Annotated in this window: 25 protein-coding genes; 14 read left to right on the top strand and 11 right to left on the bottom strand. The window is 63.4% G+C overall.

Annotated features, from left to right (window positions below; all coding sequences use genetic code 11):
- Nucleotides 1–51 precede the first annotated feature (51 nt).
- Entirely contained in the window at nucleotides 52–354 is a 303-nt protein-coding gene (locus TMS3_RS00515) for a hypothetical protein (RefSeq protein ID WP_025163276.1), read from the top strand.
- Nucleotides 355–486: 132 nt separating this feature from the next.
- Here TMS3_RS00515 and TMS3_RS00510 read toward each other — a convergent pair whose 3' ends face one another.
- Both TMS3_RS00510 and TMS3_RS00505 read right to left on the bottom strand, forming a co-directional pair.
- Nucleotides 487–1,116, bottom strand: coding sequence for a glutathione S-transferase (locus TMS3_RS00510; protein WP_025163275.1), 630 nt, complete (start codon nucleotides 1,114–1,116; stop codon nucleotides 487–489).
- A gap of 9 nt (nucleotides 1,117–1,125) precedes the next feature.
- Nucleotides 1,126–2,082, bottom strand: coding sequence for a Vgb family protein (locus tag TMS3_RS00505; RefSeq protein WP_025163274.1), 957 nt, complete (start codon nucleotides 2,080–2,082; stop codon nucleotides 1,126–1,128).
- Between the two features lie 314 nt (nucleotides 2,083–2,396).
- Between TMS3_RS00505 and TMS3_RS00500 the strand changes: the two genes are divergently transcribed.
- Both TMS3_RS00500 and TMS3_RS00495 read left to right on the top strand, forming a co-directional pair.
- Entirely contained in the window at nucleotides 2,397–2,663 is a 267-nt protein-coding gene (locus TMS3_RS00500; protein ID WP_025163273.1) for a DUF4212 domain-containing protein, read from the top strand.
- A gap of 10 nt (nucleotides 2,664–2,673) precedes the next feature.
- Nucleotides 2,674–4,440, top strand: coding sequence for a sodium:solute symporter family protein (locus TMS3_RS00495; protein ID WP_025163272.1), 1,767 nt, complete (start codon nucleotides 2,674–2,676; stop codon nucleotides 4,438–4,440).
- Between the two features lie 610 nt (nucleotides 4,441–5,050).
- Here TMS3_RS00495 and TMS3_RS00490 read toward each other — a convergent pair.
- The 3 genes from TMS3_RS00490 to TMS3_RS00480 form a co-directional block, all read right to left on the bottom strand.
- Nucleotides 5,051–5,758: a 3'-5' exonuclease gene (locus TMS3_RS00490; RefSeq protein WP_025163271.1), complete on the bottom strand. Its 708-nt coding sequence runs from the start codon at nucleotides 5,756–5,758 to the stop codon at nucleotides 5,051–5,053.
- Entirely contained in the window at nucleotides 5,755–7,686 is a 1,932-nt protein-coding gene (locus TMS3_RS00485) for a putative nucleotidyltransferase substrate binding domain-containing protein (RefSeq protein ID WP_025163270.1), read from the bottom strand. The genes TMS3_RS00490 and TMS3_RS00485 overlap by 4 nt, the downstream gene beginning before the upstream one ends.
- 125 nt (nucleotides 7,687–7,811) lie before the next feature.
- Complete coding sequence (locus tag TMS3_RS00480) at nucleotides 7,812–10,001, bottom strand: malate synthase G (protein ID WP_025163269.1); 2,190 nt, start codon at nucleotides 9,999–10,001, stop codon at nucleotides 7,812–7,814.
- A 308-nt stretch (nucleotides 10,002–10,309) separates the two neighbouring features.
- On the opposite strand from TMS3_RS00480, the gene TMS3_RS00475 reads away from it, so the two are divergent.
- Together TMS3_RS00475 and TMS3_RS00470 are read left to right on the top strand one after the other, a co-directional pair.
- On the top strand, nucleotides 10,310–10,768 hold the full coding sequence (locus tag TMS3_RS00475; protein WP_025163268.1) for a GNAT family N-acetyltransferase: 459 nt from the start codon (nucleotides 10,310–10,312) through the stop codon (nucleotides 10,766–10,768).
- Between the two features lie 86 nt (nucleotides 10,769–10,854).
- The gene (locus TMS3_RS00470; protein WP_025163267.1) at nucleotides 10,855–11,373 is read left to right on the top strand and encodes a glycine cleavage system protein R; all 519 of its coding nucleotides are present in this window, start codon (nucleotides 10,855–10,857) and stop codon (nucleotides 11,371–11,373) included.
- Nucleotides 11,374–11,684: 311 nt separating this feature from the next.
- On the opposite strand, the gene rarD is transcribed toward TMS3_RS00470, so the two are convergent.
- The 6 genes from rarD to TMS3_RS00440 all read right to left on the bottom strand — a co-directional run bounded on the left by rarD (nucleotide 11,685) and on the right by TMS3_RS00440 (nucleotide 17,072).
- The gene (rarD, locus tag TMS3_RS00465; RefSeq protein ID WP_025163266.1) at nucleotides 11,685–12,572 is read right to left on the bottom strand and encodes an EamA family transporter RarD; all 888 of its coding nucleotides are present in this window, start codon (nucleotides 12,570–12,572) and stop codon (nucleotides 11,685–11,687) included.
- A gap of 292 nt (nucleotides 12,573–12,864) precedes the next feature.
- The gene (locus TMS3_RS00460) at nucleotides 12,865–13,839 is read right to left on the bottom strand and encodes a serine/threonine protein kinase (protein WP_025163265.1); all 975 of its coding nucleotides are present in this window, start codon (nucleotides 13,837–13,839) and stop codon (nucleotides 12,865–12,867) included.
- A 35-nt stretch (nucleotides 13,840–13,874) separates the two neighbouring features.
- Entirely contained in the window at nucleotides 13,875–14,564 is a 690-nt protein-coding gene (gene modB / locus TMS3_RS00455) for a molybdate ABC transporter permease subunit (RefSeq protein ID WP_025163264.1), read from the bottom strand.
- On the bottom strand, nucleotides 14,551–15,297 hold the full coding sequence (modA, locus tag TMS3_RS00450; RefSeq protein WP_029866024.1) for a molybdate ABC transporter substrate-binding protein: 747 nt from the start codon (nucleotides 15,295–15,297) through the stop codon (nucleotides 14,551–14,553). Before modA ends, modB begins: the two co-directional genes overlap by 14 nt.
- Nucleotides 15,298–15,320: 23 nt before the next feature.
- A complete protein-coding gene (locus TMS3_RS00445) occupies nucleotides 15,321–16,082 on the bottom strand; it encodes a TOBE domain-containing protein (protein ID WP_025163262.1) in 762 nt (253 codons plus the stop codon).
- 252 nt (nucleotides 16,083–16,334) lie between these two features.
- Entirely contained in the window at nucleotides 16,335–17,072 is a 738-nt protein-coding gene (locus TMS3_RS00440) for a ComF family protein (protein ID WP_025163261.1), read from the bottom strand.
- Between the two features lie 79 nt (nucleotides 17,073–17,151).
- On the opposite strand from TMS3_RS00440, the gene bioB reads away from it, so the two are divergent.
- The 9 genes from bioB (at nucleotide 17,152) to TMS3_RS00395 (ending at nucleotide 26,637) form a co-directional block, all read left to right on the top strand.
- The gene (bioB, locus tag TMS3_RS00435; protein ID WP_025163260.1) at nucleotides 17,152–18,207 is read left to right on the top strand and encodes a biotin synthase BioB; all 1,056 of its coding nucleotides are present in this window, start codon (nucleotides 17,152–17,154) and stop codon (nucleotides 18,205–18,207) included.
- A 105-nt stretch (nucleotides 18,208–18,312) separates the two neighbouring features.
- Nucleotides 18,313–19,500 carry an 8-amino-7-oxononanoate synthase gene (bioF, locus tag TMS3_RS00430; RefSeq protein WP_025163259.1) on the top strand — a complete coding sequence of 396 codons (1,188 nt, stop codon included), beginning with the start codon at nucleotides 18,313–18,315 and terminating at the stop codon, nucleotides 19,498–19,500.
- A complete protein-coding gene (locus TMS3_RS00425; RefSeq protein WP_025163258.1) occupies nucleotides 19,493–20,224 on the top strand; it encodes an alpha/beta fold hydrolase in 732 nt (243 codons plus the stop codon). Before bioF ends, TMS3_RS00425 begins: the two co-directional genes overlap by 8 nt.
- On the top strand, nucleotides 20,205–21,032 hold the full coding sequence (bioC, locus tag TMS3_RS00420; protein WP_407691593.1) for a malonyl-ACP O-methyltransferase BioC: 828 nt from the start codon (nucleotides 20,205–20,207) through the stop codon (nucleotides 21,030–21,032). Before TMS3_RS00425 ends, bioC begins: the two co-directional genes overlap by 20 nt.
- A 100-nt stretch (nucleotides 21,033–21,132) precedes the next feature.
- Nucleotides 21,133–21,822 carry a dethiobiotin synthase gene (gene bioD, locus TMS3_RS00415; protein WP_025163256.1) on the top strand — a complete coding sequence of 230 codons (690 nt, stop codon included), beginning with the start codon at nucleotides 21,133–21,135 and terminating at the stop codon, nucleotides 21,820–21,822.
- A 96-nt stretch (nucleotides 21,823–21,918) separates the two neighbouring features.
- A complete protein-coding gene (locus TMS3_RS00410; protein ID WP_025163255.1) occupies nucleotides 21,919–22,218 on the top strand; it encodes a hypothetical protein in 300 nt (99 codons plus the stop codon).
- A 223-nt stretch (nucleotides 22,219–22,441) separates the two neighbouring features.
- Nucleotides 22,442–23,182, top strand: a complete 741-nt coding sequence (locus TMS3_RS00405; RefSeq protein WP_025163254.1) for a putative metalloprotease CJM1_0395 family protein — start codon at nucleotides 22,442–22,444, stop codon at nucleotides 23,180–23,182.
- Between the two features lie 167 nt (nucleotides 23,183–23,349).
- The gene (locus tag TMS3_RS00400; RefSeq protein ID WP_025163253.1) at nucleotides 23,350–25,155 is read left to right on the top strand and encodes a phenylacyl-CoA dehydrogenase; all 1,806 of its coding nucleotides are present in this window, start codon (nucleotides 23,350–23,352) and stop codon (nucleotides 25,153–25,155) included.
- 189 nt (nucleotides 25,156–25,344) lie between these two features.
- Complete coding sequence (locus TMS3_RS00395; protein ID WP_025163252.1) at nucleotides 25,345–26,637, top strand: GGDEF domain-containing protein; 1,293 nt, start codon at nucleotides 25,345–25,347, stop codon at nucleotides 26,635–26,637.
- Nucleotides 26,638–26,661: the final 24 nt, after the last annotated feature.

Genomic DNA, 26,661 nt, shown 5'->3' with positions numbered 1-26,661 from the left:
CACATGAGAGTAGCGGGCGTGGCCAGCACGCCCGCTCTGGAGGGGAAGAGGATGCGAGTATTACTGCGGTTTGGTGCCTGCTTCGCCTTGGGCCTGGTGGTCGCCGTGTTGGCCCTGATTGCCCTGATGTTTTTCGGCCTGTTCGACGTGATCGACGGCCTGCTGCTCAGCGGTAAGCCGTTGGCACACCTCAGCCTGATCCTGTTGCCGGAGCCCTTCTGGGTCGCGCTGAGCGGCCTGGCGGATGCAGCGCAGAGTGCTGCGCTGCATTCCTTCCTGTCGCTGTGCGCCGGCCTGGGGCAGTGCGCGCTGCTGTTGGCGGCGGGCTTCTATCGTCTGTGGTATCGGCGATGAGCGGGCATGTCGGACTGCGCGAGGACGCCCGGACCGGTGCGCGGCTGGCGTTGCGGATTGCCCGACTGTTCCCGCGCCAGCGTGAGCAAGCCCGGCCCGCCCACACGTCTGCAGGTGGCCTGAGCGCTGCGCTTAAACCGGCGGCTGGGTGCTGAGCATCGACGGCCGCTGGCTGACCTCGGCATACCAGCCGGCCAGTTGCGGGTAGCGCTGGCGCCAGCCCAGTTCGGCCTGGCGCAAATCCAGGTAGCCGAGGGCGCAGGCCAGGCCGATGGCGGCGATATCGAAGTGGCAACTCAGCTCGGCGATGGCCTGCTCCTCGAACTGTTGCAGGCTGCGCTCGATCTTCTCCCGCTGGGCGTGCTGCCACTCAGGCCAGCGCTTGTCCTCGGGGCGTAGTGCAGACTCGTAGCGCATCGATACGGCGGCATCGAGAATCGCATCGGCCAACGCGGCCAGGGTCAGGCGTCGCCAGCGTGGGCTACCGCTCGCGGGGATCAGCGGCTCGCCGACGTGCTGCTGGTCGAGATAGTCGAGAATCACCCGGCTGTCGAACAACACATTGCCGTCGGCCAGACGCAGGGCGGGGATTTTGCCGGCAGGATTCTGCGCGTTCAGCTCGGCGCTCGGGTTGACGGGCGTCAGCTGCACCTCCTTGAGGGCGACGCGGTCGAGCTGCCCGGTCTCGTGCAGCAGCACCCGGACCTTGCGGGCGAAGGGCGACATGGGGGAGTGGAACAGGGTCATGCTGGCGCTGGGCATAGTGCCTCCTCAGTAACGAATGACCACCAGCCTATCAGTCCCCGACTCGGCGCCCCAGAGCTCGCCGCGGCGGCCGAGGATCTGCCGCACATTGGCATTGCTCCGGTCACTGGGAAAGCGCTCGAACTGCTCGCGCTCAGGGTCGAAACGCAGGATGGCGTTGCTCGAGAAATCCGACAGCCAGACTTGATCCTGCTCGTCGACATAGAGCGCATAGGGGCTTGGCCGCTCACCGGGCAGCGACCAGCTTTGCCAGCGCTGTTCACTAGGGTGGTAGCGGCTGAGCTGACCGCTGTTCCATTCGCTGACCCAGAGCGCGCCGTGCGAGTCGCTCCAGATGCGTCGTGCGCCCTGGTCGGCAGTGGGGGGGTGGATCACCGTGGCCGCGCCGCTGATGGGGTCGATCCGGGCGATGTGGCTGGAGGCCAGCGAGGCGTACCAGACTGCGCCGTCCGGGGTCACGGCAATTCCGTAGGGGCCGCGTCCGAGCGGCGCCGCCCAGGTTTCGACCAGCTGTGTGGCGGGGTCGAGGCGCCCGTAGACGCCGTTCTGCCCGGTAAACCACAGCTGGCCGTGAGGGTCGAATACTGCGGTATTCAGGTTGGCATTGGCGGCATGGGCGGGCAGCGGGAAACGCGTGACTTCGAGACTATCGGCGTCCACCCGGACCAGGGCGTTGAGGCCGCTGTCGGTGACCCAGGCCGCGCCTTGCGGACCGACTATCACGCCATGCGGCGCCGAGCCGGTACCCAGTGGCACCTGTTCGGCCTGGCCGGTCTGTGGGTCGAGGCGGCCCAGTGCGCCCTGGCGCTGGGCGGTGTACCACACCCGGCCATCGGCTGCCGGAGCCACGTCATGCGGGCCAGAGCCCGGCGGCAGTGGGTAGTACTGCACCTGAGCGGCCAGGGTCGGCAGGCCCGTAAGGCTGAGCAGCAAGGTTAGACAGAGGGCGAGAGGGTGGCTCATGAGCGGTCTCCACAACCGGGCAGGGGGCTGATGACGAAGGGCTGGTCCGGATATTCAGCATAGTCACCCAGGGATGTAATGTCGGCGGCGCCGACGATTTCCCTGTGATCGCGGTTTGCGCATTCGACCTTGGTCGAGGGCGGCGTTCTGCGCGGCTTCAGGAACTAGCGCCTGCAGGCCCCTGTTTCTGCGCTATAGCCTGACTTCGCGGGAGCCTCATAGAGCTGCATTCGACCAAGGTCGCACTGGTAGTTGAGCGTGGGACTGCTAAGTTCCAATGGTCAAAACTACAAAAACAATGAGGAGTCCCTCACATGTCCGCTTCCAAGCAAGAGGCTGCAAAAGCCTACTGGAAAGATAACCTGCGGCTGATGTTGACGCTGCTGGCCATCTGGTTCGCAGTGTCATTCGGCGCCGGAATTCTGTTCGTCGAGCAGCTCAACCATATTCAGTTCTTCGGGTTCCCTCTGGGCTTCTGGTTTGCTCAGCAGGGGTCAATCTATGTGTTTGTCCTAATGATTTTCTTCTACGTCTGGAAGATGAATCAGTACGACCGCAAACACGACGTCCACGAAGAATAAGGCGGCGAACATGGATACCCAAACTCTGATCTATCTGTTCGTCGGCGCGACCTTCGCGCTGTACATCGGCATCGCCATCTGGACCCGGGCCGGCTCCACCAGCGAATATTACGTCGCCAGCAAGGGTGTGCACCCGATCCTCAACGGCATGGCCACCGGCGCCGACTGGATGTCCGCGGCGTCGTTCATCTCCATGGCGGGGATCATCTCCTTCGTCGGCCTCGACGGTAGCGTCTACCTGATGGGCTGGACCGGTGGTTACGTGCTCCTGGCCATGTGTCTGGCGCCCTACCTGCGCAAGTTTGGCAAGTTCACCGTGCCGGACTTCATCGGCGAGCGTTACTACTCGCAGACCGCGCGTCTGGTGGCAGTGATCTGCGTGATCTTCATCTCCTTCACCTACGTGGCCGGGCAGATGCGCGGCGTCGGTATCGTCTTCTCTCGCTACCTGGAAGTGGACATCAACGTCGGTGTGATCATCGGCATGTGCATCGTGTTCTTCTACTCCGTTCTCGGCGGCATGAAGGGCATCACCTACACCCAGGTGGCGCAGTACTGTGTGATGATCTTCGCCTATATGGTGCCGGCGATTTACATCTCGATGATGATCACCGGCAACCCGATCCCGCAGCTGGGCTTCGGCAGCGAAGTTATCGGTACCGGTCAGTCGGTGCTCGAACGACTCAACGGACTGAGCACTGAGCTGGGCTTCGACACCTACACCGATGGCAAGAAGTCGACCATCGACGTGTTCTTCATCACCATGGCGTTGATGGTCGGCACCGCCGGTCTGCCGCACGTGATCGTACGCTTCTTCACCACCCCGACTGTGCGTGCGGCGCGTCTGTCCGCCGGTTATGCCCTGCTGTTTATCGCCATTCTCTACACCACCGCGCCGGCCATCGCCGCCTTTGCCCGTACCAACCTGCTGACCAGCATTCCTGGCATCAGCTACACCGAGGCGCCGCAGTGGGTGAGCAACTGGGAGAAGTCCGGCCTGATCGCCTGGCTGGACAAGAACGGTGACGGCAAGATCCAGTACGGCCCAGGTGCTCCGTTCGTTGGTGCGCCTACCTTCGCCGCCGAGCGTGGGGCCAATGGCGAGCGTGTGGTGACCAACGCACCGACTGAAGCGGCCACCGAGCTGTATGTGGATCGCGACATCATGGTGCTGGCCAACCCGGAAATCGCCGGTCTGCCGGGCTGGGTGATCGCCTTGATCGCCGCGGGTGGTCTGGCGGCTGCACTGTCGACTGCAGCAGGCTTGCTGTTGGTGATTTCGACCTCGATCTCGCATGACCTGCTCAAGAGCAACCTGATGCCCAACATCAGCGAGAAGAAGGAACTGCTGGCCGCACGTTTTGCAGCAGGTGTGGCGGTACTGGTTGCCGGCCTGTTCGGTATCTACCCGCCGGCCTTCGTGGCGCAGGTGGTGGCGTTCGCTTTCGGCCTGGCGGCAGCCTCGTTCTTCCCGGCCATCGTCATGGGGATTTTCTCCAAGAAGATGAACAAAGAAGGCGCGATCGCTGGCATGGTGGTCGGTCTGGCCTTCACCTTCAGCTATATCGTCTACTACAAGTTCATCTTCCCGACTGCAGGGCCTGCTGACTGGTGGTTCGGTATCTCCCCTGAGGGCATCGGTACCCTGGGCATGATCTTCAACTTTATCGCTGCAATCGCAGTGGCCAAGATCACTGCCGCACCGCCGGAGCATATCCAGCACATCATCGAAGACATCCGCATTCCCCGCGGTGCCGGTGCTGCCATCGATCACTAAGCGCTAAGCGCAACAAGGTCAACAACGCCCCGGAAACGGGGCGTTGTCGTTTCTGCTCTGGCCTGTTGTCGGAGTCGACGTCTGTGCAGTATTCGCGTGCTCGGGGCGCCACCGGGCCTGTTTGTTGTGCAGGGGAGCTGTTCATATAGAGCTGCAGAAGCTAGAGCTGCAGAGGCGGGGCGCCCGCGAGGTGCCAGCAGCTTCGGTCTGTACGAAAAATAGCCAGTGCAAGCAAGGCCTCGCAGGCTATGGGGTGGATGGTTCAGGGCACAGCTTATCCACAGCTCAGCGCACAGTTATTGTGTTTAAGTGGATAGTTATCCTGTTGATCTGGTTCAAAAAATAACCAGTTTAGGGCAGCCGTGGTGTGGCTTGGGCTGCGTCACTGTCTGTACAGCTTATCCACAGCGCCATCCACCGGCTTTGTGGGTAAAGGCGTCGAGCAGCCAGGACCAGGATTGCGCCAGGTCGGGAAGCAAGCAGCCCAATCCTTAGCGTTAACAACCTCGCTCGGTCGACCTAGGCTTTGGCCTGCAGGGCCTGAGTTTCAGGGACTGGGCGGGGGAGCAGGCCGTTGAAAAACTACTGCGCTAGGCTTTTCAACGGTCTGCTAGAGCGAGTGTGCCTGCTGTCGTCTGCGCCAGCCGGCCAGGCCCTGCTCCAGGGCCAGCAGGCTGTCGAACTGTTGCTGGCGCGCGCGGCTGAACAGGATCAGCGCCAGCTCGGCGGTGACCAGGGCGTCGGCGCTGGCGTGGTGGCGTTGTTGCACCTGCAGGCCGAAGTAGTCGGTCCAGTCGTCCAGGCCCCCCTGTTGGATATTGGCTTGCGGGCAGAGCAGCGGCGCCAGTTCGGCGGCGTCGAAGAAGGGATGGCGCAGGCGATAACCGAGGGTCTGCTTCAACGCCCGGCCGAGCATGCGCTGATCGAATCCGGCATGAAAGGCCAGCAGTGGGCTGTCGCCGAGAAACTCCATGAAGCCCAGCAGCGCCTCGGCCGGGGCAATGCCCGCGGCGATGGCACTGGGGGCCAGACCGTGGATCAGCACGCTGGCGCTGACTTGATGGTCGTGGCGCTGCAGGGTGCACTCGAACTGCTGACCGAGGTCGATGGCACCCTGCTCGATGACCACGGCGCCAATCGACAGGACCTGATCGCGGCGCATATCCAGGCCGCTGGTTTCCAGGTCGATCACCACCAGGCGCTGTTGGTTTAACGCTGTGTCGTCGAGCGCAGCGGCAGTGGGCAGGTGCTCGCAGCGCTGGCGCTGCTGCTCGGTCAGTTGCGGGGTGCGGCCGGTCAACCAGCTTAATGCGTTCATAGTTGGTAGCGTAACGCCAGGCTGCTTTGCAGACGCTGGGCCTGACGGAAGGATTCGCGCAGGATGCGCCGGTCCAGGTGGTTGAGACGGTCGGGATCGAGGCGGTTGGAGTAGGGCAACTGCTGCCGCGCTTGCAGCTGATGTTGTTGCATGCGGGTTTGCTGGATGAAGTGATAGGCCTCCTCGTAGGCGGCGCCATCGAGCGCCTCAATCACCCCTTTGTCGATCAGTTCGCGCAGCCGCTCCAGGGTGTTACAGGTCTCGACGCCGTGGGCCAGGGCAAGCAGGCGGGCGCCGTCGACGAAGGGCGTGAGGCCCTGCACCTTGAGGTCCAGGGTGTGTTTCTCGGCGCCTGTACGGGCCACCACAAAGTCGCGGAAGCGCCCGACCGGTGGACGCTGGCGCAGGGCGTTTTCGGCCATCATGCGCTGGAACAGGCTGTTGCCGGCGATCTGCTTGAACAATGTCTGGCGCACTTGTTCACAGCCTTGGGAGTCACCCCAGACCACGCGCAAGTCGAAGTAGATGCTCGAGGCCAGCAGGTTTTCCGGGGTGGCTTCGTGGATGAAACTGGTGAAGCGTCGCGTCCATTCCTGGCGTGACAGGCACAGCTCTGGATTACCCGCCATGATGTTGCCCTTGCACAGGGTAAAGTCGCACTGGGCCAGGCGTTGGTTGATCTCGACGGCCACTGGCAGCAGGCGCCGGCGCATGTCCGCGGTTTCAGTTGCGTCCTTGGCCTCGAACAGGATGCCGTTGTCCTGATCGGTGTGCAGGGTCTGTTCGCGGCGCCCCTCGCTACCAAAGCACAGCCAGGTGAACGGCACGCCGGGGTCGCCGAGGTCTTCCAGAGTCAGCTCGATCACCCGGCACACGGTGTGGTCGTTGAGCAGGGTGATGAGGTGAGTGATCTGGGTCGAACTGGCACCGTGGGCGAGCATGCGATCGACCAGCTGACGGATGTCGCTGCGCAGCGCAGCCAGGGTTTCGACCTTGCCGGCGTGGCGGATGGTACGTGCCAGGTGCACCAGGTCAATGCGTTGCAAGGAGAACAGGTCGCGCTCGGAGACCACTCCGCTCAGGCGCCCCCGTTCAACCAGGCAGACATGGGCGATGTGCCGTTCGGTCATGGCAATCGCCGCATCGAACGCGCTTGCGTCCGGTGGCAGGTGGAACGGTTCAGGTGTCATCAGGCTGTCGATCGGCTGATCCAGTGAGTTGCCCGCAGCGACTACCCGACGCAGGTCGCGCAGGGTGAAGATCCCCAAAGGTTTATGTGCCGGATCGACGATGACGATGCTGCCGACATGCTGCTCGTGCATCAACTTGACCGCTTCGCGCAGTGCGGTATTGGGTGTACAGCTGATCGGCTGGCGCATGGCCAATTCGCCCAGGGGGGTGTCCAGTGAGTACTGCGCGCCGAGGGTTTCCACGGCGTTCAGCTGCACCCGTTGATTGACCTGGTCGAGCAGGCTGCTGACGCCACGCAGGGCGAAATCGCGCAACGGATTGGATAGGGCGAAGAGCTTGATGAAGGCCGGCTTGCTCAGCAGCAGGCAGAAGGTGTCTTCGGCGGCCAGATGTTCGGTGCGGGTGGCGCGATCGCCGATCAGGGCGGCCAAGGGGAAGCACTCGCCACTGGTGATTTCAAAGGTGGTCTCGCTGCCACGTCTGGCCGAGTGCGGTCGTTCACCGTGCACCCGTCCCTGCTTGACGATGTAGAAGTGTTCGACCGGGCCATCGTCTGGCTTGATGATGCTTTCGCCCTGGCCGTAAAAGCGCAGCTGACAGTGCTCCACCAGGTAGGCCAGGTGGGCGCTGTCCATCTGATTGAACGGCGGGAATTTTTGCAGAAACTCCATGGTGCCGTGGATGTTCTGCAGCACCGCCGTCTTGCCGGCCTCGGCGAAGGCGTCCGTTTTGCTCATGTCTGTCTCGGCGGTTCTCGGAACAACTATGGTCGGCCGCATGCGGGCCCTTGCACATTGGACGTAAGTCTAGAGCATAAAAAAACCGCCCCGAAGGGCGGCTCTTTCAATGCTGCAGCGCGGAATTACAAGCCGTTCTTGGCCTTGCTCTTTGCCTTGAACTCGCGGCGACGGCGGTGCAGGACCGGCTCGGTGTAGCCGTTCGGCTGCTTGGCACCTTCGACCACCAGCTCCAGGGCAGCCTGGAAGGCGATGTTGCTGTCGAAGTCTGGCGCCATCGGGCGGTACAGCGGGTCGCCCGCGTTCTGCCGGTCGACCACCGGAGCCATGCGCTTGAGGCTGGCAACGATCTGCTCTTCACTGGCGATGCCGTGGCGCAGCCAGTTGGCCAGCAGCTGGCTGGAGATGCGCAGGGTGGCGCGGTCTTCCATCAGGCCGACATCGTTGATGTCCGGCACCTTGGAGCAACCGACGCCGTGGTCGATCCAGCGCACCACGTAGCCAAGGATGCCCTGGGCGTTGTTGTCCAGTTCGTTCTGGATCTCCTCGGCGCTCCAGTTGGTATCGGCGGCCAGCGGGATGCTCAGGATGGCGTCCAGCGAGGCCGGGGGGCGCTTGGCCAACTCGGCCTGACGGGCGAACACGTCGATCTGGTGGTAGTGCAGGGCGTGCAGGGTGGCCGCGGTGGGCGACGGTACCCAGGCGGTGTTGGCACCGGACTGCGGGTGAGCGATTTTCTGCTCGAGCATCGCCGCCATAAGGTCCGGCATGGCCCACATGCCCTTGCCGATCTGCGCGCGGCCTTGCAGGCCGGTGGCCAGTCCGACGTCGACGTTATTGTTCTCGTAGGCGGCGATCCACTGCTCACCTTTCATGGCCGCTTTGCGCACCATGGCGCCAGCTTCCATGGAAGTGTGGATTTCGTCACCGGTGCGGTCGAGGAAGCCGGTGTTGATAAACACCACGCGCTCGCTGGCGGCCTTGATGCAGGCTTTCAGGTTGACGGTGGTGCGCCGCTCCTCATCCATGATCCCGACTTTCAGGGTGTTGCGCGGCAGGCCGAGGACGTCTTCGACGCGGCCGAACAGCTCGTTGGTGAACGCCGCTTCTGCCGGGCCGTGCATCTTCGGCTTGACGATGTACACCGAGCCGGTGCGGGTGTTGTGGCGGCTGGTGTTGCCATTGAGGTTGTGAATGGCGATCAGGCTGGTCAGCAGACCGTCCATGATGCCTTCCGGAACCTCGAAGCCTTGACTGTCGACGATGGCATCGATGGTCATCAGGTGACCGACGTTGCGCACGAACAGCAGGGAGCGCCCATGCAGAGTCAGCTCGCCACCGTCGGTCTGGGTATAGACCCGGTCCGGGTTCATGGTGCGGGTGAAGGTGGTGCCACCCTTGCTCACGGTTTCGGCCAGGTCGCCCTTCATCAGGCCCAGCCAGTTGCGATAGACCACGACTTTGTCATCGGCATCGACTGCGGCAACCGAATCTTCGCAGTCCATGATGGTGGTCAGCGCGGCTTCCATCAGCACGTCTTTGACCCCGGCGGCATCGGTGCTGCCGATCGGGCTACCGGCGTCGATCTGGATTTCGAAATGCAAGCCGTTTTGCTTGAGTAGCACGGCGATCGGTGCATGGGTGTCGCCCTGGAAACCGATCAACTGGGCGTCGTCCTGCAGGCCGCTGTTGCTGCCGCCTTTGAGGCTGACCACCAGCTTGCCGCCTTCGATGCGATAGCCGGTGGAGTCGACGTGGGAGCCGGCCGCCAGCGGCGCAGCCTGGTCGAGGAAGGCGCGGGCGAAGGCAATCACCTTGTCACCACGGACCTTGTTGTAGCCCTTGCCTTTCTCGGCGCCGCCTTCTTCGCTGATCACATCGGTGCCGTACAGGGCATCGTACAGCGAGCCCCAGCGTGCGTTGGAGGCGTTCAGGGCGAAGCGCGCGTTCATTACTGGTACAACCAGCTGCGGGCCGGCCAGGCGGGCGATTTCTTCGTCGACATTGGCGGTGGTCGCCTGGAAGTCAGCCGGTTCCGGCAACAGGTAGCCGATCTCCTGCAGGAAGGCTTTATAGGCTGCCGCATCGTGGGCCTGGCCGGCGCGGGCCTGGTGCCAGCTGTCGATCAGAGCCTGAATTTCGTCGCGCTTGGCGAGCAAGGCACGGTTTTTCGGAGCCAGCTCGTTGATCACGGCTTCGGCGCCGGACCAGAATTTTTCGGCAGATATGCCGGTGCCGGGGATGGCTTCGTTATTCACGAAGTCGAACAGCACTTTGGCGACCTGCAGGCCACCGACTTGAACGCGTTCAGTCATCACTTGCCTCATTCTGCTCAGCTTACTCAATAGCCGCTTCGGACCCGGGGTTTGCGTCTTGTAGTCCGAGCCGCGGCATACTACATCAAGATCCTATGAAAATCAGCGGGCGCGCGTCGCGATGCGACCAGAAGGCGCTTTGCAGTCACAAGAGGGGCGATTTGTTTAAAATTTATGTGTTTATTGTTTCATATAAATATCGAAATCGTACACGATTAATTGTGTCGGGCTGACCAGGCGGTGGTTAAGCCCGGCCGTAGCCCGTTGGCTATACTCGAGCGATGATTTCCGGCCGAGGATGTTTATCGATGCGCATACACGTGGCCGGGCTGGCCGAGCTGGACGAGTTGGTCCCGCTGTACGCCGACTATCTGCAGTTCTATCAGACGGGCAAGCCGCTGCCGGCGATTCAGGCTTTTCTGGCGGCGCGCCTTAGTCAGGGCGACTCGACGATATTTATCGCGCGTGCCGATCAGGGCGCGGCACTGGGTTTTGTCCAGCTCTACCCGCTGTTCGCATCCCTGGAGTTGCAGCCGGCCTGGCTGTTGAGTGATCTCTTCGTCAGCGAGCAGGCACGCCGCCAGGGCATTGGCGAGGCGCTGATGAATGCCGCCCGTGGCCATGCCGAAGCACAGGGCGCCTGCGGTTTGCAGTTGGAGACGGCGAAGAGCAATCTGGCAGGACAAGCCCTGTACGAGCGCCTGGGGTATGTGCGCGATGAGGTGTTCTATACCTATTGGCTAGGTTTGTCTCGGCAAGGCGACTGAGCCGATCGGCGCAGACTTGGCAATTATTGCGCGAGCACAGCTCGGGCTACCGCAACGTCATTCCTGATAAAAACGAGAGGCATGTTATGGATCATCTGGTGCTAACGGTTATCTCCGAGGATCAGCCAGGGCTGGTCGAGCGTGTCGCCCAGTGTGTGGCGGATCACCATGGCAACTGGCTGGAGAGTCGCATGTCGCGGATGGCCGGGCAGTTTGCCGGGATTCTGCGGGTTGCGGTACCGGCCACAGGCCGCGCCGAGTTGGTCACCGCGCTAGAGGGTCTTAGCGCCCACGGCATCCGCGTGCTGTTGGCGGAAAGTGGCGCCGAGCCGTCCTGCAACTGGAAGCCAATCCACCTCGACCTGGTGGGTAACGATCGCCCGGGCATCGTCCGCGATATCACCAGCCTGCTCGCCGAACACGGGGTCAACCTGGAAAACCTGGTCACCGAAGTGATGCCGGCGCCCATGAGCAATGAGCTGTTGTTCCATGCCGAAGCCTTGCTCGCGGTGCCCTTGGAGCTGTCGTTGGAAGTGTTGCAGAGCAAGCTGGAGACGCTCGCCGACGACCTGATGGTTGAGCTCAATCTGCGCACCGAGAATTAACCGCGGCAGGTAAGACGGCTAGGCAGATATCCACGGCTCAGGTGCGTATCGCTGTGGATAACCTGGGGAGCTTCGGCGTACGCGCTAGTGCGCCGGGGTTCTTCCTGAGCTGATTAAAAAACCAGCATTTTCAGCAGCTTGTGCACAAAGTCCGGGGATGCTTCTGTGGATAAGGTTGGGATGCATGGCTGCACCCCGTGTCGGGCGGCGGCTGCAGGTGGTTGAGCGTTTTTTGTACAGTTCCGCGCTTCCGTTGGCCTGAGCGGGCGCGGGCTTGCCCATGAGGTAATTGCCACGCTGCCCCCTCTGCCTCAAGCCCTGCGGCGCAGCGTCAGCCAGGCATCGACGCTGTAGATCGCCAGGCCTACCCAGATACAGATGAAGGCCAGCAGCTTGCTGGGGTCGAAGTGCTCGTCGAAAACGAACACCGCGAGCAGCAACACCAGCGTCGGCGCGATGTATTGCAGGAAGCCCAGGGTGATGTAGGGCAGGTGGCGCGCGGCTGCGTTGAAACACACCAGCGGCACCAGGGTGATCGGCCCGGCGGCGATCAGCCAGAGCGCCTCGGTGGTCGACCAGAACTCGGGTTGGCTGCTCATCGCGGTCGGGTTCAGCGCTAGCCAGCCGATTGCCAGCGGCAGCAGCAGCCAGGTTTCCACCACCAGACCCGGCAGCGCGGCGACCGGCGCCTGCTTACGGATCAGCCCGTAGAAGCCGAAGGTCAGGGCCAGTACCAGGGACACCCAGGGAATGCTGCCGACCTGCCAGACCTGTTGTGCCACGCCGAGGGTGGCCAGGCCGACGGCCAGCCATTGCAGGCGACGCAGGCGTTCGCCGAGCAACAGCATGCCGAGCAATACATTGACCAGCGGGTTGATGTAGTAACCCAGGCTGGCTTCGAGCATGCGCTCGTTATTCACCGCCCAGACGTAGACCAGCCAGTTGCTGGCGATCAGCACGCCGCTGAAGGTCAATACGGCGAAGCGCCGAGGGTGTTCGCGCAGTTCGCGCAGCCAGCCGGGGTGTTTCCACACCAGCAACAGTGCGGCGCCGAACAGCGCCGCCCAGAGTGCGCGATGGGCGACGATCTCCAGCGCCGGAACGTCCTGAATGACCTTGAAGTAGAGGGGGAACAGGCCCCAGATGATATAGGCGGTGAGGCCGAGAATGTACCCGCGTTGCGGGTTGGCGGTGGCCATGGGATTCCTTGCTTAGGCGGCTAACTAAAGCCTCGGATTCTAGTCGCGGCGCTCGGCTGTTGTCTGTGGGTTCAGGTTTTTTCTGCAAGGGGAAAAGCTGTTTTGCGTAAGGCAGGCATTACAGCCGTAGACCCTACGCTTAAGCGCAGGTCTGCGACATCGTAGGGTGAATGAAAATGGCGTTATTCACCCTACCCGGTTCTACCGTGGTAGCCCGGATGCAATCCGGGAAGCACAATCCGCGGATTGCATCCGGGCTACGGGACGGGACTCTTGCTTAACGCTGCTTCTATCAGAACAGCTTCAGCGGTTCCTCATCCAGCGCGGCCAGTTGTTCGCGCAGCATCAGTACCTGATCGCCCCAGTAACGCTCACTGCCGAACCAGGGGAAGCTGTGGGGGAATGCCGGGTCGTCCCAGCGTCGCGCCAGCCAGGCACTGTAGTGCATCAGGCGCAGGGCGCGCAGGCCTTCGATCAGCGGCAGTTCGCGGGGGTTGAAGTCGTGGAACTCCTGGTAACCGTCCATCAATTCGGACAGCTGGCCGAGGCGCTCATGGCGCTCACCGGCCAGCATCATCCACAGGTCCTGCACGGCCGGCCCCATGCGGCAATCGTCGAGGTCGACCATATGGAAGGTCTCGTCGCGGCACAGCAGGTTGCCGGGGTGGCAGTCGCCGTGCAGGCGGATCGCCTGCACCGGGTTGCCGGCAAACAGCGCATCGAGGCGCTTGAGCAGGTCGCGGGCCACTGACTCGTAGGCCGGCAGCAGGCTGCGCGGAATGAAGTTGCCCTCGAGCAGGGTGGCCAGCGAGGCATGGCCGTAGTTGTCCACCCGCAGGCTTTCGCGATGGGCGAAGGGTTTGGTTGCACCGACGGCATGCAGACGACCGAGCAATTGGCCGAGCCGATAAAGCTGATCCAGATTACCCGGCTCCGGCGCGCGGCCACCGCGTCGTGGAAACAGGGTGAAACGGAAGCCGGCGTGTTCGAACAGGGTTTCGCCGTCGCGTTGCAGCGGCGCCACCACCGGCACGTCACACTCGGCCAGCTCGAAGGTGAAACTGTGCTCCTCGCGAATTGCCGCATCGCTCCAGCGCTGCGGGCGATAGAACTTGGCGATCAGCGGCGTTTCGTCTTCGATACCCACCTGGTACACGCGGTTTTCGTAGCTGTTCAGCGCCAGTATGCGGGCATCGCTGAGGTAGCCCAGGCTCTCCACGGCATCCAGTACCAGATCGGGGGTGAGGTCGGCAAAGGGATGGGACATGGGAGGCTCCGGTAAGTGGGCCGCAAGTGTAACGCCTATGTGCGCATGGGCGCCGATCGGCGTGGATCGCCCAGGCCATAGACCAGCAACAGCAGCAGGAACGACAGGCCGAGCTGAAAAGCGGCCAGGCGGTGGGCGTCGGCGTAGCGCAGTGCCTCCACGTGCTGGAACAGGGCGATTGAGACCACCTGGGTTTCGCCGGGGATACTGCCGCCGAGCATCAGTACGACACCGAATTCGCCGAGGGTGTGAGCGAAGCCCAGGGTCGCCGCGACCAGCAGGCCGCGCCGCAGCAGCGGCAGGATCACCCGGTGCAGACGCTCCCAGCGGGTGGCGCCGAGACTGGCGGCGGCTTCCAGCAGGCTCGGTGGGATCTCGCGCATGGCCACGGTCAGCGGTTGCACGACGAAAGGCAGGGAGTAGATCACCGAGCCGAGTACCAGGCCGCTGAAACTGAAGGCCAGTTGTTGTCCGGTGAGGGCGATCCAGGCCGATCCCAGCGGGTTATCCGGGGCGAAGAGCACCAGCAGGTAAAAACCCAGCACGGTTGGTGGCAGCACCAGCGGCAGGGCCAGCACCGCGTCGAGTACCTGGCGCAGGCGGGTTTGCTTGCGCACACGCCAGGCCGCCAGCGGCAAGCCGAGCAGCATCAGCAGCGCGGTGGACAGCCCGGCCAGTTGCAGGGTCAGCCACAGCGCCTGCCAGTCGCTATCAGTCAGCAGCACAGCCGGCCTCGCCTGGTAATGCGTAACCCGCCGTTTGCAGGGTGGCCTGCTGAGCGTCGAAGAAGGCGGCGAAGCGTTCGGCGGCGTCACGTCGTGCGTCCTTGGCCAGGATCAGGCGTTTTTGCACCAAGGGGTCATAGAGGCTGGCGTCCACCCGCTGATACTGCACGCTGGGGGTGTTGGCCGCGGTCAGCTGGCTGAGGGCGACCAAGCCGCTCGGCGCATTGCCGCTGAGGACGAATTGAAAGGTCTGGCCGATGTCCTGGCCATACACCAGGCGTGGCTTGATCGTCGCCAATTGGCCGCTGCGTTCAAGGGCCTGCAAGGCGGCCGTGCCGTAGGGCGCGGTCTGCGGCTGGGCAATGGCCACCTTGCCGGCCGGCAGATTGTCGAGGCTTGCCGGTTGCCGCGGCGTCCACAGGGCCAGACGTCCGCAGGCATAGGTGATGGCGGTTGTGCCGTGACCGTTCGCGGCGAGTTTGTCCGGGCGTTCGGCATCGGCCGAGTAAAACAGGTCGAAGGGCGCGCCGCGTTGGATCTGCTCGAAGAAAGCGCCGCTGGAGCCGCCGGCGATCTGCAGCTTGGCGCCGGTCTGTTGCTGGTAGTCGGCGGCGATTCGTTCCATCACTGGCAGCAGATTGGCGGCGACGGCGATTCGCAGCGTCTCGGCAGCCTGCACCTGCTGGGCCGTCAGTAGGCCGGCGAGGACGCAGGGGAGAAGTGTTTTGTACATGCTGATTGTGTCCGGGCCAAGTTTTAGACGGGGGTGCCGAGCAGCACCTGATTGGCGGCGAACTGCGCGCGCACCGGGTCGCTGGCATGCAGGTGCTGCTCACGCAGGTGACTGGCATCGGCCAACGCGCAGAGGGTCTGCCCACTGGCCAGGCCGATGCGCACTTCGCTGGGGCCGTCGGCCGCCGGAATGATCTGCTCGATCCAGCCTTGCAGCTGATTGCGCGTCGGGTCGGCGGCACTCGACAGTGCGTTCAGTTCCAGCCAGCCGGCCTTGATCAAGGCAATCACCGGGCGGTCTTCGGCGAGCTCGAGTTTTTCCGTACTGTCGCAGGTGATCTGTGCCTGGATCTGCGCGCCGCCGGGCAGCTCGATATCGATCAAGTCGTTACGCCCCTGCGGGTGAATCGCCCGTACCCGTCCGCTGAGCTGATTGCGCGCGCTGGTGCGCAACATCAGGCGACCGAGCAGTTGCAGGTCGTGGTCGTCCTCGGCCGCCAGCACCTGGGCCTGCAGGTTTTCCAGGCGCTTGTAGAGAACCAGCAGGCGTTCGCCCGCGGCGGACAGCTTGGCGCCGCCGCCGCCTTTGCCGCCGACGCTACGCTGGACCAATGGCTCTTCGGCAAGGTTATTGAGTTCGTCGATCGCGTCCCAGGCCGCCTTGTAGCTCAGACCGGCGGCTTTGGCGGCGCGGGTGATCGAGCCTTGCACGGCAATCTGTTCGAGCAGGGCCATGCGCTGCGGGCGGCGAGTGACATGCTGGGCGAGGGTGGTCATGAGGGTCATATGGGTAGCGCTATATGCTTTGCTATATAGCGCTGTAATGTGCGCGAGCCTGACCGTTGAGTCAATACCGTCGCCCCTGCCCGTGATCAGGCGCGGCAGGCCTTGCGGCTTAACAGGCCGTTGAAAAATGTAGCGAGCGAAGGCTAGGCAAGGCGAAATCAGTCGAAAAAGCGCAGTGTACGAGTTGTACATGAGCATTTTGAGGCTGGTTCAACGCCGCATGGCCGAGCGCAGTAGTTTTTCAACGGCCTGTTAACGGTCACCCGGTTTTGCGGTGCGCGCCAGGCAATACACATCGACTCGCGCAGCGCCGGCCCGCGTTAACAGGCGTGCGAGGCTTTCCGCAGTGGCGCCGGTGGTCAGCACGTCATCGACCAGGGCGAGGTGACGGCCTTCTACCCGAGCGTTGGCGGCCAGGGCAAAGGCGCGGCGCAGGTTGCGTTTGCGCGCGGCGGCGTCCAGTTGTTGCTGGGCGGGGGTGTCGGTCACGCGCTGCAGCCAGTTGGGCTGGTGCGGCAGCTGCAAGCTTTGGCTCAGCCACTGGCTGAGCAGTGTCGCCTGATTGAAGCCCCGCTGGCGCTGGCGTCGCTCGGACAGCGGCACGGGCAGCAGCAGCTCTGGCTTGGCCAAGCCCTCATCGAAGGCATGCAGCAGATGATGTGACAAAAGCTCGCCGAGCAGACGTCCCAAGGGCCACTTGGCCTGGTGTTTGAAGCGGGTGATCAGGCTGTCGATCGGGAAGGCGTAGCGCCAGGGTACTTCTACGCGGTGAAAACTCGGTGGTCGCCTCAGGCAGGCGCCGCAGGTCAGTCCCGCATTTGCCAAGGGCAGGGCGCAGATCAGGCAGCGCCCGGCGAGCCAGGGCAGCTCGCTTTCGCAGCTGACGCAGAGTGCGTGCGCGGTGTCCGTCGGCTCATCGCACAATAAGCAGATTTGTTTGATTTTTAACCAGTTGTAAACCTGGCGTGCTCGCTTTGGTTGACAGTGCATAACGCTTCCATAATCATGCCGAACATCCGTGTCTGCCTGCTGACTCTAGCAGGCTGTTGCTGCTAATAAGGAATCATCCATGAGCGCTACCTCCGCCGCCCCAATGCGTCACGACTGGACCCTCGCCGAGGTCAAGGCGCTCTTCCAGCAACCGTTCAACGACCTGCTGTTTCAGGCCCAGGGCGTGCACCGCGCGCATTTCGATGCCAACCGCGTACAGGTTTCGACCCTGCTGTCGATCAAGACCGGCGCCTGCCCGGAAGACTGCAAGTACTGCCCCCAGTCCGGCCACTACAACACCGGGCTGGAAAAAGAAAAACTGATGGAAGTGCAAAAGGTGCTGGAAGCGGCTGCCGAAGCCAAGGCCATCGGCTCGACCCGCTTCTGCATGGGCGCCGCCTGGAAGCACCCGTCGGCGAAAGACATGCCCTACGTGCTGGAGATGGTCAAAGGTGTACGGGCCATGGGCCTGGAAACCTGCATGACCCTCGGCAAGCTCGACAAGGAGCAGACCGCTGCCCTGGCCGAGGCCGGCCTCGACTACTACAACCACAACCTCGACACCTCGCCGGAGTTCTACGGCAACATCATCACCACCCGCACCTACAACGAACGCCTGGAAACCCTGGCCTACGTGCGCGATTCCGGGATGAAGATCTGCTCCGGCGGCATCCTCGGCCTGGGCGAGACGCTGGACGACCGCGCCGGTCTGCTGATCCAGTTGGCCAACCTGCCGGAACACCCGGAGTCGGTGCCGATCAACATGCTGGTCAAGGTCAAGGGCACACCGCTGGCCGATGAACAGGACGTCGATCCGTTCGACTTTATCCGCATGCTCGCCGTGGCGCGGATCATGATGCCGCAGTCCCATGTGCGCCTGTCCGCCGGCCGCGAGGCGATGAACGAGCAGATGCAGGCCCTGGCCTTCTTCGCCGGCGCCAACTCGATCTTCTACGGCGAGAAACTGCTGACCACCGCCAACCCGCAAGCCGACAAGGACATGCAGCTGTTCGCCCGTCTCGGCATCAAACCGGAAGAGCGCGAAGAGCACGCCGACGAAGTCCATCAGGCCGCCATCGAGCAGGCGCTGGTCGAGCAAAAGAGCAGCGCGCTCTTCTACGACGCCGCGGTCTGACCTTCTCGAACCTGTAGGAGCCAGCTTGTTGGCGATCCCGGTTAGCGGAGATCGCCAGCACGGACTAGGCGTCCCCCTGGCTCCTACAAACAAGCTGAGCTGTCCATGCCCTTCGATCTCGCCACCCGTCTCGCCGAGCGCCGCGCCGCGCACCTGTACCGCCAACGCCCGCTGCTGGACAGTCCGCAGGGGCCGCTGGTCAGGGTCGACGGCCGTGAATTGCTGGCCTTCTGCTCCAACGATTACCTCGGGTTGGCCAATCATCCGCAGGTGATCGAAGCCTGGCGTGCCGGCGCACACCGCTGGGGCGTCGGCGGCGGCGCCTCGCACCTGGTGATCGGCCATAGCACCCCGCACCATGAACTGGAAGAAGCGCTTGCGGCGTTCACCGGGCGGCCGCGTGCGTTGCTGTTCTCCACCGGCTACATGGCCAACCTGGGTGCCGTCACCGCGTTGCTCGGTCAGGGCGATACGGTGCTGGAAGACCGGCTCAATCACGCCTCGCTGCTGGATGCCGGCCTGCTCAGCGGCGCGCGCTTCTCGCGCTATTTGCACAACGATGCGCAGAGTCTCGCCGGCCGTCTGGCGAAAGCCAACGGCAACACCCTGGTGGTGACCGACGGCGTGTTCAGCATGGACGGTGACCTGGCCGACCTGCCGGCGTTGTGCGCCGAGGCGAAGCAGCGCGATGCCTGGGTCATGGTCGACGATGCCCACGGCTTTGGCCCGCTGGGCGCCACCGGTGGTGGTATTGTCGAGCACTTCGGCCTGGGCCCGGACGATGTACAGGTGCTGGTCGGCACCCTGGGCAAGGCGTTCGGCACTGCCGGGGCTTTCGTCGCGGGCAGCGAGGAGTTGATCGAGACCCTGGTGCAGTTCGCCCGTCCCTATATCTACACCACCAGTCAGCCACCGGCGCTGGCCTGCGCGACCCTGAAAAGCCTGGAGTTGCTGCGTAGCGAGCACTGGCGCCGCGAGCATTTGGCGACGCTGATTCAGCGCTTTCGCGCCGGCGCCGAAGCGATTGGCCTGAGCCTGGTGGACAGCCCGACGCCGATCCAGCCGATCATGGTCGGGGACAGCGACCGCGCGTTGCGCCTGTCGCAGATGCTGCGCGAGCGCGGCCTGCTGGTCACCGCGATTCGACCACCAACCGTGCCGGCGGGTAGTGCGCGTCTACGCGTCACCCTGTCGGCCGCCCACAGCGTCGCCCAGCTAGAGTTGTTGCTGGAGGCGCTGGCCGAGTGCTGGCCGCAGCTGGCCACGGTTGAGGAGGACAAAGGCAATGCGTGATCGATTGATTCTGCTGCCGGGCTGGGGCCTGGGCACAGCGCCGCTGGAGCCCTTGGCCGATGCCTTGCGCGGGTTGGATGAGCGCCTGCGGGTGCAGGTCGAACCCTTGCCGACGCTGAGCAGCCGCGACCCCGCCGAGTGGCTCGACGAACTGGACGACAGCTTGCCGCAAGATGCCTGGTTGGGAGGCTGGTCGCTGGGCGGCATGCTCGCCGCCGAACTGGGCGGCCGGCGTGGCGAGCGTTGCCCCGGCCTGCTGACCCTGGCCAGCAATCCGCGTTTCGTCGCCGGCTCGGCATGGCCCAGTGCGATGCCAGCGGAGACCTTCGCCGCCTTCCGCCAGGGCTGCGCTGCGGATGCGGCGGTCACCTTGAAGCGTTTCGCCTTGCTCTGCAGTCAGGGCGCGGCCGACCCCCGTGGCCTGTCGCGTTTGCTGCTGGGCGCGGCGCCACAGGTAGCGCCCGAAAGCCTGCTGGCGGGCCTGGATGTGCTGGCCGCGCTGGATACCCGTGCGGCGCTGCAGAGTTTTGCCGGTCCGCAACTGCATCTGTTCGCCGGTCTCGATGGCTTGGTTCCCGCAGACGCGGCAGCGGCGCTGTTGGCACTGCTGCCGGATGTCGAAATAGGCCTGATTGACACGGCCAGTCATGCCTTCGTGCTGGAGCGACCGCACGAGGTGGCCGCGGCGATCCAGGCGTTCCTGCATGAGGTCGGCGATGACTGAGTTGATGCAGAACCCGCTCGGCGGTCTGCCGGACAAGCGTCAGGTCGCCGCCTCGTTTTCCCGTGCAGCAGATAGTTACGACAGCGTCGCGGCGCTGCAGCGCAAGGTCGGCAGCGAGTTGCTGACGCGCTTGCCGGCACAGTTCAGCCCGCAACGCTGGCTCGACTTGGGTTGTGGCACCGGGCATTTCAGTCGGGCCTTGGCCGAACGCTTCAGCGCTTCCGACGGTCTGGCCCTGGATATTGCCGAGGGCATGCTACGCCACGCGCGACCACTGGGCGGGGCGCAGCAGTTCATTGCCGGCGATGCCGAGCGTCTGCCGTTGCAGGGCGCGTCCTGCGATCTGCTGTTTTCCAGCCTCGCGCTGCAATGGTGCGCGGATTTCCAGGCGGTGCTGAGCGAGGCGCATCGGGTGCTGCGTCCGGGTGGCGTGCTGGCGTTCAGCAGCCTGTGCGTCGGCACCCTGCAGGAGCTGCGCGATAGCTGGCAGGCGGTGGATGGCTTCGTCCACGTCAACCGCTTCCGCCGTTTCGCCGACTACCAGGACCACTGCGCCGCCAGTGCCTTGCAGCTCCTCAGCCTGGATACCCGGGTGGAGGTCATGCATTTCCCCGATCTGCGCGGCCTCACCCACGAACTCAAGGCCCTCGGTGCACATAACCTCAATCCTGGTCGCCCCGGCGGTTTGACAGGGCGTGCGCGGATGCGCGCCTTGCTCGAAGCCTACGAACGCTGCCGTCAACCGCAGGGCCTGCCGGCGACCTATCAGGTGGTCTACGGCGTACTGCGCAAGGAGCCTCGGGCATGACTGCCGCCTTTTCGTCACTGGCACCCCCCGGTTTTCGCCAGCGAGTCGGCAAGACCCGCAACGCGGCCGATAGACAACCCCAGTGCGAGGGAGGATTGATATGACCCAGGCCTACTTCGTCACCGGCACCGACACCGAAATCGGCAAGACCACCATCGCCGCCGGCCTGCTGTACGCGGCGCGAATGGCCGGCCTGTCCACCGCCGCGTCTAAACCGGTGGCCTCCGGCTGCCTGCCGACGCCTGACGGCTTACGCAATGACGACGCCCTGGCTCTGCTCGGCGAATGCACCCTGGCGTTGGACTATGCCGAGGTCAATCCGCTGGCGTTCGCGCCGGCCATCGCCCCGCATCTGGCGGCGCGTGAAGCCGGTGTGCTGCTGGATGTGGCTGCGTTGTGTGGCCCTGTGCAGCACATTCTGGACAAGGGCGCCGACTTCACTCTGGTCGAGGGTGCGGGAGGCTGGCGCGTCCCTTTGGCTGGCCAGGCTAACTTGTCCGATCTGGTGATCAGCCTGCGCTTGCCAGTGATTCTGGTGGTCGGTGTGCGCCTGGGCTGCATCAACCAAGCCGTACTGAGTGCCGAGGCAATTGCCCGCGATGGTCTGGAGCTGGCGGGCTGGGTGGCCAATGTGGTCGACCCGCAGACCTCGCGCCTGGAGGAGAACCTCGCGACCCTTGCCGAACGGCTGCCAGCACCCTGTCTGGGGCGGGTGCCGCGCCTGGATACAGCCACGCCAGCGGCAGTAGCGGCGCATCTGGACCTGAGCCTATTGGTACCCGAGCTATAAGCAGGCCTTTTGCCATAGCCTTTTTCCCGTACGTGTTCTGCGGTTTTTCTGCTTCAATACAACGCAATACTGTCCTTCCACTGCGGGAGTTTGTGCATGGAAATCTCCGGTAGCGCCTTCAGCTCGGGTGTCAGCACCATTCAGTCCGGTCAGCGCCGTGTCGAGCAGGCTGCCAGCGACATCGCCAGTAATGCCTTCACTGCGCCACCACAGGCGGCGCAATCCGCGCGGCCGAATCAAGTCAATCCCTCCGCCGAGGTGCCCGCCGAGAGTCGGCCGGATCTAACGGAAAGCCTGGTGGCGCTACGCGTCGGCCAGAACGAAGCTCAGGCCGGTGCGAAGGTCGTGAAAACCGCAGACGAAGTGCTCGGGACCTTGATCGACACCACTGCGTAACAGCCCGTTCGAGCCGGTAGCGAGTAATGTTTCGGGCGTTGCCGTGCTCTCCGGGTAGGCCCTGATCGACCTGGGCTTTAGGGCGCGACGCAATGCAATCAGGTGACCAGCAGCGCTATATTGCAACGCTGCATGGCCAGATGTCGCAGATCCCCGCAGTTGGTTCCGCGGGCTCGTCCCTACGACGGAAAGATCCAGCGCACCTTGAGCAAGGAAGGACTCTATGCAGATAGGTGGTACGTCCTCATATCCTCTACCCGCCGGGGTGGCACGGCCGCAGCAGCCGGTGTCCGCTAACGCCTCGCCCGACGTCTCGCAGGACTTGACCCGCGCCACCCAGGCGCCGGCAACCCCGCCGTCCTCGCTGGATGGTCAGCAATCGCCTTCTGCTCGCGAAGAAGCGGATAAGTCAGCCGATCAACCGTCCCGCAAGAACGAACAGAGTCCTGCGCAAGAGCGTAGCGAGCAACTGGAAATCGCCGAACTGGCTAGCCGTGATCGGGAGGTGCGCGCTCATGAACAGGCGCATGCCGCTGTGGGTGGCAGTCATGCCGGGGCGCCGAGCTACACCTATAGCCGTGGTCCAGATGGTCAGCGTTATGCGGTGGGCGGCGAGGTCAGCATCGATACCGGCGCCGTGTCGAACGACCCGCAAGCCACCTTGAGCAAGATGGAGGTGGTCGTGCGAGCAGCGTTGGCGCCGGCCGAACCGTCTGCCCAGGATCGCAGTGTAGCGGCGCAAGCCCAGGCGCAGATGGCCCAGGCACGAGTCGAACTGGCCGAGCAGCAGAGTCGCGAAGGCGATGCGGCGCGCTCAGGGCAAACGAAAACCGAACCGCAGGAGCAAGAGGGCTCGGCGAAGAGCTCAAACCTGCAACCTCTGCCTCCTGCGGCCGACCTGAATATCTACCGACGGGTGGCTGGCGCGCCAGAATCCGGGCCTCAGATTGATTTCGTTGCGTAGTGAGAAGAGTGCGGGTGCTTGACAAGGGCTAGGCGTAAACGTATGTTTCAAACACATGTTTGATTGTTCGGTTGCCGAGAGGTTACCAAACAGTTGGGAGCAATCCCGAACACGGCCGCTAGCCCGGTCACCTGAATACTAGGAACCCACCGCAGAGGTTACTCGCTATGCCTGATTACAAGGCCCCCTTGCGTGATATTCGTTTCGTACGTGACGAACTGCTCGGTTACGAAGCGCATTATCAGAGCCTGCCGGCTTGCCAAGACGCTACCCCGGATATGGTTAACGCCATCCTCGAGGAAGGCGCCAAGTTTTGTGAGCAGGTACTGGCCCCGCTGAACCGCACCGGTGACATCGAAGGGTGCACCTGGAGCGAGTCCGGCGTTAAAACCCCGACGGGTTTCAAAGACGCTTACCAGCAGTATGTCGAAGGTGGCTGGCCGAGCCTGTCGCATGACGTCGACCACGGCGGCCAAGGCCTGCCGGAGTCTCTCGGCCTGGTGCTGAGCGAGATGGTCGGTGAGGCGAACTGGTCGTGGGGCATGTACCCGGGCCTGTCGCACGGCGCGATGAACACCCTCGCCGAGCACGGTACCGATGAGCAGAAGCACGCCTACCTGACCAAGCTGGTGTCCGGCGAGTGGACCGGTACCATGTGCCTGACCGAGCCGCATTGTGGTACCGACCTGGGCATGTTGCGCACCAAGGCCGAGCCGCAAGCCGACGGTTCCTACAAGGTTTCCGGTACCAAGATTTTCATCTCCGCCGGTGAACACGACATGGCCGATAACATCGTCCACATCGTGCTGGCCCGCCTGCCCGATGCACCGGCCGGCACCAAGGGGATCTCCCTGTTCATCGTGCCGAAGTTCCTGCCTGATGCCGCAGGCAATGCCGGCGAGCGTAACGGTGTGACCTGTGGCTCTCTCGAGCACAAGATGGGCATTCACGGTAACGCCACCTGCGTGATGAACTTCGACAGCGCCACCGGTTATCTGATCGGCCCGGCGAACAAAGGCTTGAACTGCATGTTCACCTTTATGAATACCGCTCGCCTGGGTACCGCGCTGCAAGGCCTGGCTCACGCCGAAATCGGTTTCCAGGGTGGTCTCAAGTACGCTCGTGAGCGTCTGCAGATGCGTTCGCTGACCGGCCCGAAAGCGCCTGAAAAAGCCGCCGACCCGATCATCGTGCATCCGGACGTGCGTCGTATGTTGCTGACCATGAAGGCGTTCGCTGAAGGCAACCGGGCGATGGTGTACTTCGCTGCCAAGCAGGTCGACATCGTCAAGTACAGCGAAAACGAAGAAGACAAGAAAGCCGCCGATGCGATGCTGGCCTTCATCACTCCGATTGCCAAAGCCTTCATGACCGAAGTGGGCTTCGAAGCCGCCAACCATGGTGTGCAGATCTATGGCGGTCACGGCTTCATCGCCGAGTGGGGCATGGAGCAGAACGTGCGCGACAGCCGGATTTCCATGCTGTACGAAGGCACTACCGGTATCCAGGCGCTTGACCTGCTGGGTCGCAAGATCCTCATGACTCAGGGCGAGGCACTCAAAGGCTTCACCAAGATCGTGCACAAGTTCTGCCAGACCAACGAAGGCAACGAAGCCATCAAGGAATTCGTCGAGCCGTTGGCCAAACTGAACAAGGAGTGGGGCGAGGTCACCATGAAAGTCGGCATGGCCGCGATGAAAGATCGCGAAGAAGTCGGTGCCGCTTCCGTAGACTTCCTGATGTACTCCGGCTACGCCTGCCTGGCCTACTTCTGGGCCGACATGGCGCGCCTGGCTGCCGAGAAACTCGCCGCGGGTACCAACGAAGAAGCCTTCTACAAGGCCAAGCTGCAGACTGCGCGCTTCTACTTCGCACGTATTCTGCCGCGCACCCGCAGCCATGTTGAAACCATGCTGTCCGGCGCCAACAACCTGATGGATATGGACGAAGAGCACTTCGCTCTGGGCTACTAAGCCGCAGTCCGACTTTCGGGTCGAAAGCCGCGCTCCTTTGGGGCGCGGCTTTTTTATGGCTGTGTTGTGGTGAGGCGCACGGCCGGCCGTCTCAGCTTCGATTTACGCGCTATGCTCCGTGCGTAACGCGTCGACGACAGGCAAAATGCCAGCCTTCGTCTTGTCTCGGGTTCGCCCGTGGAGCTTGCCTTGTCGCACCTGGCTGCAGTGCGCCTCAGTCATTTCCTGCCTTCGCTGCTGTTGCTCGGCGGGGGGCTGGTGGCTGCCGGTTTGCCGCAGCTGAGCGAGTTTTTCATATCGCTGTTCAACGTCCTGCCGACACTGTTGCTGTTACTCGGCGGTGCCTTCTGCCTGGTCTACGGCCGTCAGCGTGAGCTGTTCTTGCTGCTGGTGCTGTATCTCGGCTACTTTTTTCTGGATATCCAGCTCGATCACTACCGTGCCGAAGGCCGGGTGCGCAGCGACGCGGCCTTGGTGTTCCATCTCAGCAGTGTGTTGTTGCCGCTGCTCTACGGCCTATACGCGGCGTGGCAGGAACGCACCCATCTGCTGCAGGACCTGGTCGCCCGTGCTGCGGTATTGCTGGCAGTGGGCGGCGTCGCCCTGGCGCTTGAACGGCGCTACCCCGAGGCGCTGCTGCAGTGGCTGTCCGTGATCCGCTGGCCAGCCTTGCACGGCGAGTGGATGAGCCTGGTGCAATTTGCCTATCCGTTGTTTGGCCTCGCGTTCATCCTCTTGCTGGTGCAGTACCTGCGCGCGCCTCGGCCCTTGCATGCGGCGCAGTTGGTAGGCTTGTTCGGTTTGTTGTGGATGTTGCCGAATACCTTCATCGTGCCCCACGCCCTGCACGTGATGAGCTGCCTGATCATGCTCATGCTGGTGGCGGCGGTCGCCCATGAGGCTTACCAGATGGCCTTTCGTGATGAGCTGACCGGGTTGCCGGGGCGGCGTGCGCTGAACGAGCGCCTGCAGCGATTGGGTCGCAGCTATGTGATTGCCATGGCCGATGTCGATCACTTCAAGCGCTTCAATGATACTCACGGCCATGAAACCGGCGACCAGGTGTTGCGCCTGGTCGCCAGCCAGCTGCGCAAGATCGGTGGCGGTGGCAAGGCCTACCGTTATGGCGGCGAGGAGTTCACTCTGGTGTTTCCCGGTAAAACTCTTGAGGAATGCCTGCCACACTTGGAACAGGTGCGGCAGGCGGTTGAAGACTACCGCCTGCAATTGCGCGACACGGTTAGCCGTCCACGGGACGACAAGCAAGGTCGCCAGCGCCGCGGCAGCGCGGCCGCTACCCAGGTGGCGGTGACGCTGAGCATGGGGGTGGCCGAGCGGGGGGCAGAGCAGCGCAGCCCGGAAGCGGTGATCAAGGCGGCGGACCAGGCGCTGTACGGTGCCAAGAGTGCCGGGCGCAATTGCATTCGTATCCACGGCCAACGGCACCGTGGCGCGGTCAAGCTGATGGGCACGGGCGGCTGAGTCGAGCCATTTATGGCGGCGCAT

Source organism: Pseudomonas taeanensis MS-3, assembly GCF_000498575.2.
GTDB lineage: Bacteria > Pseudomonadota > Gammaproteobacteria > Pseudomonadales > Pseudomonadaceae > Aquipseudomonas > Aquipseudomonas taeanensis.
This window is presented reverse-complemented; position numbering and strand designations above follow the sequence as displayed.

What these genes read in the sequence shown, in the direction of transcription:
- TMS3_RS00515 (WP_025163276.1), top strand. Translation starts at nt 52, where the DNA reads ATGCGAGTATTACTGCGGTTTGGTGCCTGCTTCGCCTTGGGCCTGGTG.
- TMS3_RS00510 (WP_025163275.1), bottom strand. Translation starts at nt 1,116, where the DNA reads ATGCCCAGCGCCAGCATGACCCTGTTCCACTCCCCCATGTCGCCCTTC.
- TMS3_RS00505 (WP_025163274.1), bottom strand. Translation starts at nt 2,082, where the DNA reads ATGAGCCACCCTCTCGCCCTCTGTCTAACCTTGCTGCTCAGCCTTACG.
- TMS3_RS00500 (WP_025163273.1), top strand. Translation starts at nt 2,397, where the DNA reads ATGTCCGCTTCCAAGCAAGAGGCTGCAAAAGCCTACTGGAAAGATAAC.
- TMS3_RS00495 (WP_025163272.1), top strand. Translation starts at nt 2,674, where the DNA reads ATGGATACCCAAACTCTGATCTATCTGTTCGTCGGCGCGACCTTCGCG.
- TMS3_RS00490 (WP_025163271.1), bottom strand. Translation starts at nt 5,758, where the DNA reads ATGAACGCATTAAGCTGGTTGACCGGCCGCACCCCGCAACTGACCGAG.
- TMS3_RS00485 (WP_025163270.1), bottom strand. Translation starts at nt 7,686, where the DNA reads ATGAGCAAAACGGACGCCTTCGCCGAGGCCGGCAAGACGGCGGTGCTG.
- TMS3_RS00480 (WP_025163269.1), bottom strand. Translation starts at nt 10,001, where the DNA reads ATGACTGAACGCGTTCAAGTCGGTGGCCTGCAGGTCGCCAAAGTGCTG.
- TMS3_RS00475 (WP_025163268.1), top strand. Translation starts at nt 10,310, where the DNA reads ATGCGCATACACGTGGCCGGGCTGGCCGAGCTGGACGAGTTGGTCCCG.
- TMS3_RS00470 (WP_025163267.1), top strand. Translation starts at nt 10,855, where the DNA reads ATGGATCATCTGGTGCTAACGGTTATCTCCGAGGATCAGCCAGGGCTG.
- rarD (WP_025163266.1), bottom strand. Translation starts at nt 12,572, where the DNA reads ATGGCCACCGCCAACCCGCAACGCGGGTACATTCTCGGCCTCACCGCC.
- TMS3_RS00460 (WP_025163265.1), bottom strand. Translation starts at nt 13,839, where the DNA reads ATGTCCCATCCCTTTGCCGACCTCACCCCCGATCTGGTACTGGATGCC.
- modA (WP_029866024.1), bottom strand. Translation starts at nt 15,297, where the DNA reads ATGTACAAAACACTTCTCCCCTGCGTCCTCGCCGGCCTACTGACGGCC.
- TMS3_RS00445 (WP_025163262.1), bottom strand. Translation starts at nt 16,082, where the DNA reads ATGACCCTCATGACCACCCTCGCCCAGCATGTCACTCGCCGCCCGCAG.
- TMS3_RS00440 (WP_025163261.1), bottom strand. Translation starts at nt 17,072, where the DNA reads ATGCACTGTCAACCAAAGCGAGCACGCCAGGTTTACAACTGGTTAAAA.
- bioB (WP_025163260.1), top strand. Translation starts at nt 17,152, where the DNA reads ATGAGCGCTACCTCCGCCGCCCCAATGCGTCACGACTGGACCCTCGCC.
- bioF (WP_025163259.1), top strand. Translation starts at nt 18,313, where the DNA reads ATGCCCTTCGATCTCGCCACCCGTCTCGCCGAGCGCCGCGCCGCGCAC.
- TMS3_RS00425 (WP_025163258.1), top strand. Translation starts at nt 19,493, where the DNA reads ATGCGTGATCGATTGATTCTGCTGCCGGGCTGGGGCCTGGGCACAGCG.
- bioC (WP_407691593.1), top strand. Translation starts at nt 20,205, where the DNA reads ATGAGGTCGGCGATGACTGAGTTGATGCAGAACCCGCTCGGCGGTCTG.
- bioD (WP_025163256.1), top strand. Translation starts at nt 21,133, where the DNA reads ATGACCCAGGCCTACTTCGTCACCGGCACCGACACCGAAATCGGCAAG.
- TMS3_RS00410 (WP_025163255.1), top strand. Translation starts at nt 21,919, where the DNA reads ATGGAAATCTCCGGTAGCGCCTTCAGCTCGGGTGTCAGCACCATTCAG.
- TMS3_RS00405 (WP_025163254.1), top strand. Translation starts at nt 22,442, where the DNA reads ATGCAGATAGGTGGTACGTCCTCATATCCTCTACCCGCCGGGGTGGCA.
- TMS3_RS00400 (WP_025163253.1), top strand. Translation starts at nt 23,350, where the DNA reads ATGCCTGATTACAAGGCCCCCTTGCGTGATATTCGTTTCGTACGTGAC.